Below are 15,137 nucleotides of genomic sequence, written 5' to 3'. Positions count from 1 at the left end.
ATACAGATGGTTCACTCAAAAGCGGTGAACAGCGCTTCATACGACCTCACGTCGCACGCCCCAAAGTGAGTTAACAGATGATTTTATCAATTCTTGATTGATCCAAGTTATGACATACAAATATTTATTTAATTATATATGGAATACTCGTTTCAAAGGTGAGATCAAGCGATATCCCTGTCTTCTAAAGTCACTACAGCTCAACTTTACTCAGACTCAATTAACTTAGAAGCAAATGATATCAATGGACAATTGTTAAAAGGCACTATAAAAATCATGTTAAATTAAGCCTATACATATGTTATAAGTGAATGATTAATTGCGTATTTCATTGGGTGGAAGTATGGGGCTTAAAATAGATATAGATTCGAAAAGCTTTGAAATTAATGGTCTAACTAAGCTTGTTAAGACTATTGCAACAATGCTTGGTCATGATGTGGGTAGTAAGCAAAAAGTGTGTGAAGCCAAGGCATTACGCACTACACAACTGATAAAGCTTCAAACTAATGAGGAAGTCAAAAAAATTCTTAATGGCGAATTGGCCTACGATTTAGAAAAAGGGTTAGTACATTCAAATATTGACCGATGTGCGTTTGATATGGGGAGGATAATGCCAACATTCGATCCAAATGAATATCCTGATACCCTTTCTGGTAAAAATGATATAAGAAAAGACAGTAATACTTTCAAGGCTATTAACCTAGCCGCCGAAATTTTGTCTGAGTCTACAACTAAGCCAAGTGAAGAACCTGTCGAAGAAGACTGGTTTTTTTCTTGGCGAGAAGCAGCTTCAGGATTCTCCAGTGACTATATGAAAAAACTTTGGGCTGAAGTTTTAGCTGGTGAAGTTTTGGCACCCAAAACATTCTCATTGAGAACATTAGAGTATCTTAGAACTCTGTCACAGGATGAAGCTGAGACTATAAATAAACTTTCTTCTTTTATTATAGGTAGTCGTGTTTATACAGATGCTAAGAACTCTCTAGAAGCTAATGACCTAGGTTTTCATGGTTGTCTACAATTACAAGATTTAGGGATTTTACAAGGCGTTAATAGTGCAGGTTTAAGAGGTGTTTTCGATTCAAATTTGACATCTGATAAGCAGTATGTAACACAAGTAGTGGCAAAAAATCTTATAATGTTATTATTTTCAGATGTTAAAAGGAACTTTAGTCCTTCTTGTTACGCGCTGACTAAAACAGGTCAAGAAATTATGAATCTTTCTAAATTGCCCCTTAATGAAGCATATTTAGAAGAGGTTAAGAGCACAATTGAAAAACAGGGCTTTAAGATAGTAACCCACCTGTTGGCTTCATAATAAATTTAAGTGTATCGGATTATAAAAATTGGCTACTACTTTGTAGTCAATTGATATGTTTGGCATAGAATGAGTCATCAGAAAGTTCAGCTGCATTGTTCATCGTAACTCGGTTTTGTCCGTGCGACCTGAGGTCGTATGAAGCGCTGTTCGCCGCGATAAGAGTGAACCATCTGTATCACCGGATGACCCTAAGACTCTGAATAAAGCAGCGAGTCTGACAATGTAACGATATTTGGCTTTATGCCGAATGGGAACTGAATCGTGAGAGGACGTTTCTCCTGATAACCACAATCGGGTAAGTGCTAGGGTGTCAGTATGATGAACGTAAGTGAATCCATGTAAGGTGCGTTATACGAGAAACAGCGGAAGTGGTTAATACGCTGTGGCCAAAATGGCAATGAGAGTTGGAAAGAGATTGGACAGTGCTCTTTCGTGATCAATTAACTCTTCGCACTATAGTGGGCATCTAACCTGACGTTGCGCGACATACGGAACAGGGTAAGCCTGTATTGCTCCCCTTGGGAAAGCGGTCTGCGAAGACTGCCGATAGTCATGCAGGTAAAGGAGGCTAGAAAAAGCGAATGCCGCATTGTAATGATGCGGATACTGATTTTATCTGGCGCGAAAGCGAGCTAACTTCTAGCTGGTCTCCCGTTGCAAGATGATTTGAAGAACTTTATTCAAGGAGAAACGCAAATGATGACTTCAATTGAAGTGAGTGCATCCCCTGACAATGTTCCATGGCAATCCATTAATTGGAAAGTGGTTAAGCAACATGTATTAAAGCTTCAAATGCGCATTGCAAAAGCAACCCGAGAAGGTAAACACGGCAAGGCGAAAGCATTGCAGTGGATACTTACCCACTCGAAACCAGCAAAATTACTTGCTGTTAAAAGAGTTTCTCAAAATAAAGGCAGCAAAACACCAGGCGTTGACGGCATCATTTGGAACAGTGATGCTCGTTGTATGACTGCGGTGAATAAACTGAGCCGCAAAGGCTATCATGCCAAACCGCTCAGGCGTATCTACATCCCCAAGAAAAACGGCAAACTCAGACCTTTAGGCATTCCTTGCATGATAGACAGAGCGCAGCAAGCGCTTCATCTTTTAGCCTTGGAACCTATTTCGGAAACGGTAGCCGACCTCAATAGCTATGGCTTTCGACCTAACCGAAGCACAGCAGATGCCATTGCACAGTGCTTCAAATGCTTGTGTCAGAAAAGCTCTAGCCAATGGGTTCTTGAGGGTGACATTAAAGCCTGTTTCGATAAGATAGGTCATCAATGGCTCATCGACAACATTCAATTAGATAAACGAATGCTGAAACAATGGCTTGGATGTGGTTATGTTGATAAAGGATTGTTCTACAAAACAGCAGAAGGAACACCGCAAGGCGGGATAATTTCCCCAACGCTGATGTTGCTCACGCTGGCAGGGTTAGAGCAGTTGGTTAAGACTATTGCCTGTAAAACAGGGAATAGAGTCAACTTTATCGGATATGCAGATGATTTTGTTATCACAGGTTCTTCGAAGGAAGTGCTCGTTAATGACATCAAGCCGCAGCTAATTGGTTTTCTACAGGAAAGAGGCTTAACACTCTCTGATGAGAAAACGCACATAACTCATATCGATGATGGTTTTGACTTTCTGGGATTCAATATCCGAAAGTACAAAGGCAAACTGCTCATTAAACCGAGCAAGAGCAACGTTCTATCATTTTTGAGTAATCTACGTGAATTTATCAGAAAACATCCAACAATCCCCGTTAACGATTTAATCAAAATATTAAATCCGAAACTGAGAGGATGGGCGAACTATTATCGCCACAGTGTTGCTAAGCAAGTTTTCGGTTATGTAGGGCATCAACTTTTCTGGTTGTTATGGCGTTGGGCAGTTAGGCGTCATCCATCTAAAAGTAAGGACTGGGTGAGGCGTAAGTATTATCTGGGCAGTAAGGGAGAATGGCAATTTCATGGTTGGCAGAAAATAGCGAACATGGATTGTCGATTTAACCTTGTCCAAATAGCTCAAACGCTCATAAAAAGACATGTAAAAATCAGGAGTGCAGCGACACCTTACAACCCCGAACATGAAGCTTACTTAGGTAAGCGAAAACGGGCAAAGGAAGGTAGAAACTCATGGTTTGAGCCTGTCTTGGCTGCGATGTAGGGTGCTGGGTAACAGAACACGCCTTAGTGGAGGCTTGAGCCGTATGCAGTGAAAGTTGCACGTACGGTTCTTAGGAGGGCGGCACTTGGTAACAGGTGTCGCCTATCCGACAGAAGTGTGTTTGAAGTGACAACTAAGCTTAGCCTTTATTGTCGCCGAATAAATTAACTCTTCAGGCTTTTTTAATTTCACTTATACTACTTCCAAATCATCGTTTTCTGTAGGAGTCGGCATGTATGTTCAATAAAGCGTTTTCAGCATTAGTTGGTACATGCATCAATGCTCCTCATCATGACTCACATAGCGATATAGAGCTTGTTAGGCTGGGGTTAACCGCTGATATGCTAGCTAATGCGATGACGTTAACAGGCTTGTCTAGGCGTGAATTAGAAACAGTATTGGGGGTAAAATTAAGACTTTACGATAAACTGTTGCCAGCCATCGCGACAGAACGTGTGTTGATGCTCATAAGTCTTATTCAAGCAGGAACAGAGTACTTTGGTACGCAAGATAAAATGCTTTTATGGCTAAAGACACCCAACCAGGCGTTTGCTAATCAACAACCGATAACACTATTAGATACCACCATTGGTATTGACATGATTAATGCGACGATAACTAAGTCATCTTATGGCATGACGGCGTAACAACCTCAGTGGATTTACAGCGCGTTGACGACAATTTTAATTACCAAGCTCTATTCCATTCAACATTTTTCAACGGCCAAATGCCGTTAGCCTAATGACGATTTCCCCTTCGGTGCGAATAGCATAGTTTAGTCAATAATGCCTTTTGCCTACTTACGCTCAACCTCTACTGCATTTTTTGATTTCATCTATCAATTCATTGACGGCATTGAGCTCAATGCCTTTTGCATATAGCTCGGTATCTAACACCTTGATTTTGCCATTGATGATGGGGCTATATAAATGAAACTTATGACTAAGCAATTTAAAAGCATTGAGTTTATGTGTTAACTGCTTGATATGTTGCTGAAGTACATTATAGTGGTTTTTTACCATGCTCTGATTATCAATGTGCTTATGTAAAGTACTGTTTGGCCTTTTGGGCTGCATGTGAATGGGGGCGTGTAGACTGAACCGTTGTTCATATTGTGCGTTACGACTTCTTTTAGGAGAAAGCCGTTTCACAAAGTGGTGCTTTTCTAATCGATATAGGTGGTTATGCATGCATTTTCGAAGAATGGCGGCATCTTCAGTCTCATACGTATAGATAAGGGCTTGTAACAAATACTCAGTAGTAAACACGACGGGGCAATGTTTATTAATAATGTCTATAAAATCAACTTGTGTCATTTTGAAGGATTCGAGTTGTGAGTAAATAAACCCAGGGATGCTAGCATCCCTGGGCGAGCGTTTAGCTAATAAGGCAGCGGCAAACTGATATTAGCTAAGTGATTAATCACCACAAAACACACTATAGTGTGTTTTAATTTAATCTACAAGATAAGAATGAAAAAAAAGATTGCGATTGAGTTTGGAAAAAAACTCGCAGAAAAAAGAAAAGAAAAAGACATACTTCAGAAAGACTTGTCAAAGCAATGCGGCTTTAGCCTCAACTATATTGGTATCGTAGAGCGCGGTGAGAAAAGCATCAGCTTAGAGAAAGTGTATGTTATTGCTGCGATTCTTGAATGCTCAGTGCATGATTTAATCCCAGACGAGAAAGCGATTTTACTCGAGGTTGAATAGCTTGAGACACAAGATTGTTGAGTAAAGTGAAGGTTTATTTAACGTTAGAAGAGACGATATGCTGCGTAATGCAGTTACGAGAATAATCTTATCGAAGCACGTCTAGAACAACTCTATGGCAGTATTTTGCGGTATATCGAGTATCAATGCTTGTTATGTATGATTCAAACTTACAAAAGCCACTTAAGCACAAGATAAACGGCTAAGGTGGGTAAAGCTGCCAAATATAATTTTTACCCATCAATATACAATGTCATTTAGCGATACTTTGTTTGTATTGAAAGTGATGACTGTAAAGTTGACTAAGTTACTGCATGCTATGACAGCTCAACAATGTCGGTAACATTACTGTGTCATGACGAACCGTTAATACCTCCCCATCAGCCTTTTTCAGCATATTCAAAAAATAATTTACTCATAATATAAATTGTTGTCGATGATTTCAGTCATGTTAAACGTGTTCGCTATGACATTTAACACTGTGATTATGTAATGTTTTATTTTGTTCATGACGTTGTAATATTGACTTTTTAAAATGTTAAAAGTATATAAATAATTGAAATATAACAAGTTATTGTTATCCAAAGTGTTGTGTATGTTCAAGGATATGTTAATCTGTGCTTAAGAAAAGCGGGCAAAGACTCGCCAAGGTTAAGCAATGAAAGATTTAACAGTCTCACATTATGTGAAGCAATATTTATCTTCAAGAGTACACGAAGTCGCACCATCGACTTTACGTTCTGAGCGTTGTAAAGCATCAAAAATCATTAAAATAATGGGGAAGCGTTATATTGATTCTGTCACGCACAGTGACATTATTCAGCTTCGTCAAAAATTACATAAAAGCTATGTAAACAAATCAATAAATGAGTTTTATATCATTCTTCGTGCGATATTCAACAATGCATTTCGGGATGGGATTATTGTGCGTAATCCTATGGATGGCATCCAAAATTTAAGTGTTTGTCATGCTGAGCCAAATCCATTTTCACGTGCAGAATTAACTGCGTTAGCGCAAACAGAAGTTGAGTGCTTTTCAGGGAAAAATGCTTTTCAGTTATGTGCTCTGACCGGACTTCGTATAAGTGAGTTGCTCGCTGTAAGCTGGGAAGATATTGACTTTATTAACGCAAAACTCAAAGTCAGAATTGCATTAGTCGACAAACAATATAAAACCCCAAAAACACCAGGTTCTCAACGCACAGTTGAGTTATGCGCATCCGCTATAAGCATATTAACACAACAAAAACTGATTACAGGACATCGCAAACCTAGAAAGATTTCAGTGCTTCAGCGCGACAATAAAACCAAAAAAATCGAAAATTTATCACTCGTTTTCTACAACACTCTGACAAATCAACCTTTCATTAGCGCCAAGCAGTTCAATAAAACGTTTTTCACCCCATTTTTGTCATCTGCCAATGTTAAGCATCGAGGCGCAGGCCAGCTGCGACATACGTTTGCAAGTCAAGCTTTGACATCAGGTATCTCTAAAGAGTGGATTGCAAGGCAATTAGGGCATGAAAGCACTGCTATGATTGATATTCATTATGCTCGTTGGATGTGTGCAGATGCACCTGATTTTGTTAACAGAGTAGAGCAACAATTTAGTGGCATATTTACACAAAAACAACCCGATGAATCTTTATCAGTTGAAACAAAGACTCCCGATGTAGCAACGACTTCAAATACAGCTTCAAACGCTGATATTCAGCTGTCAGAGCAACAGATATCGCAATTGCTCATAAGTCACCCCAATTTGATAACAGAGTATCTCAATCGATTGTTGAGTCAGAGTGTTCGGGAGACGTTGATATGAGATTAACGACTCTCTTCTTTGCATTTGTTAACTATGCATTTAATGACAAGGGGCGCAGAGCTGGCAAAGCTACCTTGTTTCATTCATTACGTCTTACAGAAGAAATGGCGCTTAAACAAAAGTATTTGACTAAGTCACAGAAGCTGATGCGCTCAAAGAATGAGATCGAAATTGAATGGGATAGCTCGCTATCGCACACTAATTTGATTGATACCCCTGAAGGAATTGTCCCCCTAGATAACTTTTCACAAGAGCAAAGAGAGCAAATGATGTTCGAAATTTTGCAACCTCAAACAATGAAGAGCGCTGATGCGCGTAAATTGGGGCAAGACAAAGCACGCTCAAAAAACAAACTTAAAGAGTGGATAAAGGCAGGTCATTTTTGTAAGAAAGGTATTGAGTTAGTCGATGAAATTTTCTCGAGTGATAGCTTAATAAATGTGCATCATGCTGCATATCGATTGAATTTGCTTGATATGAAGCGTAAAGCTCAGAGAGTTGAGCAATTGGTGAATTATATCAAAGCCCACAATGCATTGTTAGATAAGCCTAATTCACTTAACTCTGTTAATTTTGAAGAATTATTATTCAAAATCCCTATAAATAATCAGATAGGTACAGACATTGTGAGCAATGAAGAAATGATGCACGCAATGAAAAGTTTCTTACAGCGTTATTATCCTGATTATCCAATTAAACTCATGGTGTTACATCATGATGAACGACTACCCGGTGAAATAACTGGCGGCCATGTTCATGCTTTCATTTCTGGGAAAAATGCTTTAACGCATCAATACGATTTACGGTTAGCACACATTAGAAACGTCAATGCATTTTTGTTTGATCGCAAAGGTGTCGATGCCGAGTTACTTTCTGAGAAAGGACGCTTGAATCGTGAACAGGCAGGCGATGTGGCGAAGCATATGCAAGAGATGTTCTATGAGTTCGTCAATGAACATCTTTTTCATCCGAAGGGCATCAATGCTGATTTCCATCCAGAATCTGTTCGAAAATCTGAAAAACGAATGCAAATGCGTAAAGAAGCAAAGCTAGCGAAGCGCGATAGACCCTTTAACTATCACACACGTTTACTTGAGGACGTGGATAGTTTAGAAAATAAGTCTAAAAGTTTGAATGACAAAGTTTCTCTGCAAAAGAAAACGGTTGATGATTTAGAGAGCAAAGCCGCTTACTTGAGTGAAAGTTGTGAGACTTTGATAATAAAACGTGACGCACTTAAGCTGGAATGCATTCAGCAAGAGGCGGCGGCTCAAAAAAATCAACGTAGACTCAGTAAAAAAATGCGGCTTGAGCAAGAAGTTGATGAGCGTTTAAGCGCTAAGGTAAAGGAAGAAAAGAAATTAGATGCATCGATTTGGCTTAAACAGCAAAAACACACAGAATTAGATAGCGCTATAGCTGAAAAACAATCAATTTTAGACAGATTTAGCGTGATGACAACCCAGGCATTGTTACCAGTGCACAAAATGTTAGAGCATATGAATAATCGATTGATACTTAAAGGAAGAGCGGGGGCTGCAGAGTTCATGCAATATGTCATTAAAGCGTTTAGTGCAGATTTGCCAGCTGAGCTCCGAAAAATACTAATAAAAATTGCGAATAATACGGGCGATACAGAGCTTGAAAACGCGTTAACACGCAAAGACAGTCAGATTAACGACTCATTGGATATGTGATAAAGCACGCGTTCAATATTCGTTAAATGATGCGTTAACCGTATTTTCTCAGATTAGAGTCAATACAATATAAGTTGCTCGCAAAATAAGCAGAGGATCGGTCATTACTTTTTAAAGTGATGACCGATTTTTTATTAATCGCTGAGAATGTAAGACTTAAATTAACGGCCAGGCATGAGGTTATGCTTGTATCGAGTTATGGAGTGTAGTTTGTGCCAATAGCGCTATCTTAGCCCTAATTGGCAGCACTGCTGCCACAGATGGCACTTACGATGCCAGTGGCGGCATTAAACATGTCAGTGGTCGTTTTATAGAGCAAACGGATGAGGCGAAATAGTCAAAATATCGATTTGATAAATTGAGGTTTGAACAACATGTATGTTTGAAGCCCATTGGTGTTGAAATGAAATTACCGTAGATGGTGAGAGTATAAAACCCGCATGGCCATTTGTTTTTTACAACGTGATAATGTTTAGACTTAGCCTAAACAGACCTTAACTTCGCACTCGTTGAGTGCGAAAAAGTACAGCTTCGCAGTCAGTGACTGCGAAGCAAAAAGCAGCCCACAATAATGTGGGACCAGTACGTAACCCGGTACGCTTGTATCCCACTTTTTGTTCCAAAAAGGTCGGATACAAGCTCGGGCAAGGGGAATCCCCTTTGAACCCCAAAATCAAATCGAAAAAAGTATCTCATAGCCAAAACCTAGGGCAACCGCATGAGTTTGCGTTTTGTGATAAAAATCCTCTATTTGTTCATAAAACGTTCGCGATCTCGCCCTGAGCCAGAACCCCATTTAGTTGTCCAATAAATCTACATAATAGATTTAATTCAAAAAAGTTCGAGGCAATATCAAGGCTCAAAGCTGGTTATGTGTTATGAATTTTATATTTGAAGGCAATCCAAATAAATCAAACAAAAACAAAACATTTACATTTACATTTCATTTTATTTACAATCCTGTTCGGTTTGTGTACATTCTTATTCGATTTTAATTTACGACTAATGGACTAGTTATGCTCAATATTACTAAATACCGATTTTGTTTCTACATGCTGTTTATTTTAAGTTTTTGCTTAAATAGCTCTTCACATGCAGCACCTAGTCTATGGGATGGTCAACCAGTCCCTACGCTTAATCCTCTATCGCCTCCTATTTTAACAGGAACAAAGTCGGGCTCATCGGTCCAATTATACTGGTCGATGAGTTGCAGTATAACCTCCGCTAATATCCAAGAGTCTCAAGATGGCACGACATGGCAAACCGTTTACGATGGATTAGGTATTCCTTACGACGGTGGCGCCGTATCTTTTATGTCTACATCACCAAGCGTGAGTACAGCCTCATTACAGTCAAGTTTCACGAACTTTGGGTCCGGACCATTCTGCATCGGTTGGAATAGCTCAAGAACATTATCTCTATCAGGCAAAACAAAGTCTGGATACTATTATCGAGCCAGAGTGTGTGACACCTCTGGTTGTGGCGGTTATAGCTCAAACACTTTAGTTGGCAGCGCCAGTACTGGAGGTGGCAGCTCAAGCAATGGTGTTTTAGCTGATATATCAACCATTCCAGACGCGAACAACAGCAGTGTTTCACCAGAACAAAGTGACTTGGTGGGTGAAATAAAAGGCAATGCCGGCGTTGATGGCGGCGCTTTTTCTTATTCAGTGCCTTTGACCATTGCACCTGGTCGTAAGGGCGTCCAACCTAGCTTATCGCTAAACTACAGCAGTCAATCTGGTGAAGGAATTGCCGGAATGGGCTGGAGTTTATCGGCCAACTCGAGCATTTCCCGTTGCTCAAATATATTTGATTTAGATGGTTCAACAGTTAATAGCACCTTTAGTGCAGACGATAAAATTTGTTACAATGGTAGTCGCTTAGTGGCAGTGTCTGCGAGTAATGGCGGCTCACCAGGACAATACGGCGCCTCTGGCACCTACTATCAAACCGAGCGCGATGGTGCGGTGATTGTTAAACAATTAGGCGGCGGGCTAAATAGCAGCAATGTTTACTTTGTTGCTTATGAAACGAATGGGACTCAACATGTATTCGGTCAATCAAGTAACAGTCGTATTGTTCCAGTAGGCTTAAGCCTTGCTTCGACTTGGCTGCAAGAAATTACTCGCGACACTCATAGTAATGAAATCAGCTATCAATACGATGAAGCCTCTGCGGGTAATCGCTATCTTCTTGATATTTACTACACCGGACATCAAGGTGTTTTAGGCACACGAAATATTCACTTTAACTACAAAACAATACCTAGCGCTAAAAGTTATCAGTGGGGAGGTTATAGCGTTCATGACAGACAGTTGATGAGCATGTCGATGAACATTGAAGGCCAAGAGAAAGCTACGTGGCTATTGAATTATCAGGCGCCGACCACTTCTTTAAATGATGCAGCGATATTAGACAATTTACAGTATTGCGATACAGACAATAATGATTGTTTAACAACAGAGTTTTCGTGGTTTTACCGTCAATATCAGCATAACTTACAAACCAATCATGTACTGGCTAACATTACAGATAATTATACTGTTGGATTAAAAGTAAAACAGGATGCTGATTATGATGGTGATGGTGTGACAGATTTATCCGTCCCGTTAGACGGTATCTACCTATCAGGCACAGGAGAAAAAATTACTTATCAAAATTTGCCTGGCATTAGTAGTCGTCAGTGGGCAGGTGATTTGAATGGTGACGGTTTACCCAACTCAAATGAACAAAGCACCAATGTCATCAATGGCACTATCGATTACGATTTAGATGGTGCTGATGATTTTGTTTATACCAACAGCGCTTCTAAGCTTGTTTTTACCAGCTTTAACGCTGATGGCAGCCTTAAAAGCTCGTATACGTCGGGAATTAGTGCGACTTGTTATACCACGATTTATCGTGATATTGGGGATAAGTATTGCACAAGTCATGCTGTAGACATTAATGGCGATGGTCGCAAAGATATTTTTCTTGCCACGAACAAGCAAACGGGCTCGGGTAATAATGTTATTACTTACAAAGCTTTTTTGCGCAGAGATAACGGCCCAGGCTTTGTCGAAAGAGGAACCTTTACTGCAGAGGCCAAAGAACCGCTAATTCCGATGGATGTGGATGGTGACGGGGTAGTGGATTTAGCGCCAAGCCAATTTCATAAGTCATTAAAATGGTACAAGATTGGGTTTAACCCGAGCTCAAATACGGTCTCATTTATTGAGAAAAATATCACTTTTAACGTCAATGTTGATATTGTTCACCGTACACGACCAAGTCGTTGGGTAGACTTTAACGGTGACGGACTCAGCGATATCTTGACATTGCATAAGGTGAAAAGCACCGATACATTTTATACCCGCTATATCATTTTCAATAAAGGCAATGGTTTATTTGAAGCACCATTTAATACAGGCATAAAAGAGCTGGCGTTTAGTGGCGGTAATGGCAGTTTTGCCAAGGACCCTACTTATGGTGGCTCGGCTGGTTACGTGCACGAAAATTTCATTCAATTTATTGATTATAATGGTGATGGTCGTCAAGACATCCTTTATCCTAATTATGCTCGCAAGCAATACCTGTACGAATGTTGGAATTGGACGTCTAACGAGTCATGTCGCGCCGTTGATGGTGGCAATGCACCTAAATTCTATGACCATGATGTTTGGTATTGGAATGTGTTACTCACCAACCCTGATGGCAAATCTTTTACCGATGTCCCACTACCCGTTTATGGTGCATTGGCTACGTTGTCCCCTATCGATTTAACGGGTGACGGCAGAGTTGATTTTGTCACCGGAATGGGATTTGAGTCAGACGCCACAAAACGCACCTGGTTTTACGGCTCTAAACAAGGCGGTAAACCTCCTGCTTATCCTGTTGGGTTCACTTTATTTGCGCATGTGGATACTCAAGACACGGTAGTGAAGAGTATCAAAACGGGAATGGGTGAAAAATTACAGCTTGATTATACGCAACTCAAAAATCGTTACCCTCAGCCTGAGACGACCGAATATCCTTACGTAAATTTCACTAATACCATGCGAGTGGTTGCTACATTAAAAGAAGACAATGGCCTAAATGGATTTAACAATACGACGTATTATTATAAAAATGCTCGCTTCCATATCGCGGGTCGAGGCTTTCAAGGTTTTAGTGACATTATTGAAACCAATACAGATGCTCAAAGCTTACTTACATTAACGACTGAAACCATGTTCTCACAAACCTTCCCTTGGTCAGGGACCGTTATGAAAAAAACCGTTAAAGACGGTCAACAAAATACCCTTAATGAATACCGCGTTAACGAATTATCACCGAGCCTATCGGATTATACCGCAGGCATTGCCAATCAAGATGGTGGCAAAAGTTGGTGTTTTTATCCTAAAAACACAACGACTGTAACGAAATCGATAAACACAATCACCACAGTGTCGACGGTGACAAACACGCAAGAAAAAAATCGCTTCTGCCAAACCACGCGAACATCAACCAAAACAGTTGATGACACCATTGAGCATAACAAAAGCAGTACACAGGATTATACCGATTTAGCTGGTTGGTCTGTGCCGACACTCTCAACCGCCAGTCAATCGGTTATCTATAAAACCGCTCACGGCAGTGTCCTGTTAAACCCAGCTAATACCGCAACAAGCCAAAAAACAACGCACACGTATGGCAGTAATGAACAAAGCGTCAAAGCATTGCTTAGCAGTCGTATTGAAGGTACGGGTACATTACAAGGCGTCGCCACCACCACGACCTATAGCAACTATGACAAGTACGGTAATGCAAGCAAAGTGAGTGTGGGAGATAGATACAATCAGGTCGCTATGACTAATGATGGTTATTTTGCCTACAAAACCTTTAATGCCCAATGGCCGGGCGTTGCAGTGACAACCAATACCTACGACCCGTTAACAGGTCAGATGCTGACATCTGTTGATATGAATGGGGTGACGACAACCAATCAGGTTAACTTTATTGGTGTGGTGCAAAGCTCATCTGCCACCAAAGGCGCCTTAGTTATCCAGCCTACCAGCTATGTGTCATTACAATGGGAGACCGGAGATTATGCCTACAAGCAAATTGTACAAGCAGATGGCCAACCACAAGCCGTTACCTATTTCGACAGCCTTGGTCGCCCTGTAAAGCAGGTAACCGATGGTTTTGAAGGCGAAATCATTAGTGAAACCGCGTATGACGCAAGAGGCAATATTCTTAGTGAGACTAAGCCAACAGAAGATTACGGCACCCAAATTACGACACAGTTTGAAGATTATGACGCATTAGGGCGCCCCGCTCGTAAGATTTACGATGATGGCATGGTCAGCTACCAGTCAGAATATGACTATGCTGATGGCATTACGACGAATATTAGTGTTTCTGGCGGGTTAAATGCGTCGATGAGTCGCAGTTATAACAGCCTTGGCCAGTTATTAAGCACTACAGATGCAAAAGGTAATAAAAGCTATTTTGCCTATAATGCAGCAGGTTTACCTGTATTAATCCAAGATGTGTTGGGCAGTAAAATTACCGCTCGCTATGATGATTTAGGCCGCAAGGCATGGTTTAACGACCCGAATATGGGGGGCTGGAATTTTACTTATAATCAATATGGCGAGCTTAAAACCCAAACAGATGCGCGCAATATTACAACCACATTTAGCTATGACAAAGCCGGTCGTCAAACGAGTCAAACAGGTCAGCAAACGCGAACCTGGGTATATGATACTATCGTAGGTTACGGTAAGTTATACCAAGCTAAAGTCGATGGGCATATTCAAACTCATAGCTATGATACCGCTGGGCGCATTAAGCAAACACTTACGGCTATTGGCAGCTTAAATTTCACTGAAAAATATGCCTATGACACGCAATTTGGCCGTATCAAAGCCATGCAGTACCCTAGCGGCGAGCATGTGGCCTATCGTTTTGACGACAATGGTTATTTAGTCGAAGACTACCAACGTTTTACTGATGGTTCTGAGCAGTCACTGCGCATAATCGATGAGTACAGCGCCTTTGGCAGTATTAATCAACAAACGTTCAGTAACAATTATGTTCAACAATTTAGCCGTAATTTAGCTGGTTCACCGACAAGTATCTGTACCAGTTCTTCTGCTGGCTGCAGTACTATCGGGGTGCAATACTTAAATTATGATTATGACGGAATGGGTAATTTAGCCTTTCAACACAACGTGATTACCCAGTTCAAAGAAAGCTACAACTATGACGAGCTCATGCGGGTTGATGACTCAACTAAAACGTACAAAGGTATCACCTATGATGCGGTTAATTATGATTATGACGCCGCAGGTAATATCCTTGTTAAAGGCGATTATGGCAGTCAGTATCTTTACGGTAGTGTAGGCAAAGGTGCTGGCGGTAATGCAGGCCCTAACGCCATTAGGCAGTTTATT

8 protein-coding genes are annotated in these 15,137 nt (G+C 40.5%); 7 read left to right on the top strand and 1 reads right to left on the bottom strand.

From position 1 onward, the window contains the following. The first annotated feature begins 343 nt into the window (after positions 1-343). The 3 genes from IEY42_RS20660 to IEY42_RS20650 all read left to right on the top strand — a co-directional run bounded on the left by IEY42_RS20660 (position 344) and on the right by IEY42_RS20650 (position 4,137). Entirely contained in the window at positions 344-1,318 is a 975-nt protein-coding gene (locus IEY42_RS20660; protein WP_188927096.1) for a DUF2806 domain-containing protein, read from the top strand. A gap of 699 nt (positions 1,319-2,017) precedes the next feature. Further along, positions 2,018-3,490, top strand: coding sequence for a group II intron reverse transcriptase/maturase (gene ltrA, locus IEY42_RS20655; RefSeq protein ID WP_188927095.1), 1,473 nt, complete (start codon positions 2,018-2,020; stop codon positions 3,488-3,490). A gap of 236 nt (positions 3,491-3,726) precedes the next feature. Continuing rightward, positions 3,727-4,137, top strand: coding sequence for an Xre family toxin-antitoxin system antitoxin (locus IEY42_RS20650; RefSeq protein ID WP_188927094.1), 411 nt, complete (start codon positions 3,727-3,729; stop codon positions 4,135-4,137). A gap of 159 nt (positions 4,138-4,296) precedes the next feature. Here IEY42_RS20650 and IEY42_RS20645 read toward each other — a convergent pair whose 3' ends face one another. Further along, a complete protein-coding gene (locus IEY42_RS20645; protein ID WP_188927093.1) occupies positions 4,297-4,806 on the bottom strand; it encodes a hypothetical protein in 510 nt (169 codons plus the stop codon). Between the two features lie 156 nt (positions 4,807-4,962). Here IEY42_RS20645 and IEY42_RS20640 point away from each other — a divergent pair, with 156 nt between their 5' ends. From IEY42_RS20640 to IEY42_RS20625, 4 genes are all read left to right on the top strand, one after another. After that, the gene (locus IEY42_RS20640; protein ID WP_188927092.1) at positions 4,963-5,202 is read left to right on the top strand and encodes a helix-turn-helix domain-containing protein; all 240 of its coding nucleotides are present in this window, start codon (positions 4,963-4,965) and stop codon (positions 5,200-5,202) included. 658 nt (positions 5,203-5,860) lie between these two features. Beyond that, complete coding sequence (locus IEY42_RS20635) at positions 5,861-7,021, top strand: tyrosine-type recombinase/integrase (protein WP_188927091.1); 1,161 nt, start codon at positions 5,861-5,863, stop codon at positions 7,019-7,021. Then, the gene (locus IEY42_RS20630; protein WP_188927090.1) at positions 7,018-8,718 is read left to right on the top strand and encodes a hypothetical protein; all 1,701 of its coding nucleotides are present in this window, start codon (positions 7,018-7,020) and stop codon (positions 8,716-8,718) included. The genes IEY42_RS20635 and IEY42_RS20630 overlap by 4 nt, the downstream gene beginning before the upstream one ends. A gap of 1,202 nt (positions 8,719-9,920) precedes the next feature. Continuing rightward, positions 9,921-15,137, top strand: a 5,217-nt coding sequence (locus tag IEY42_RS20625) for a SpvB/TcaC N-terminal domain-containing protein (protein WP_188927089.1), incomplete at its 3' end; no start/stop codon positions are given.

This window comes from Shewanella algicola, from assembly GCF_014648035.1.
Lineage (GTDB): Bacteria > Pseudomonadota > Gammaproteobacteria > Enterobacterales > Shewanellaceae > Shewanella > Shewanella algicola.
This window is presented reverse-complemented; position numbering and strand designations above follow the sequence as displayed.

Coding starts and splice junctions, on each gene's coding strand:
- IEY42_RS20660 (WP_188927096.1), top strand. CDS start 344: ATGGGGCTTAAAATAGATATAGATTCGAAAAGCTTTGAAATTAATGGT.
- ltrA (WP_188927095.1), top strand. CDS start 2,018: ATGATGACTTCAATTGAAGTGAGTGCATCCCCTGACAATGTTCCATGG.
- IEY42_RS20650 (WP_188927094.1), top strand. CDS start 3,727: ATGTTCAATAAAGCGTTTTCAGCATTAGTTGGTACATGCATCAATGCT.
- IEY42_RS20645 (WP_188927093.1), bottom strand. CDS start 4,806: ATGACACAAGTTGATTTTATAGACATTATTAATAAACATTGCCCCGTC.
- IEY42_RS20640 (WP_188927092.1), top strand. CDS start 4,963: ATGAAAAAAAAGATTGCGATTGAGTTTGGAAAAAAACTCGCAGAAAAA.
- IEY42_RS20635 (WP_188927091.1), top strand. CDS start 5,861: ATGAAAGATTTAACAGTCTCACATTATGTGAAGCAATATTTATCTTCA.
- IEY42_RS20630 (WP_188927090.1), top strand. CDS start 7,018: ATGAGATTAACGACTCTCTTCTTTGCATTTGTTAACTATGCATTTAAT.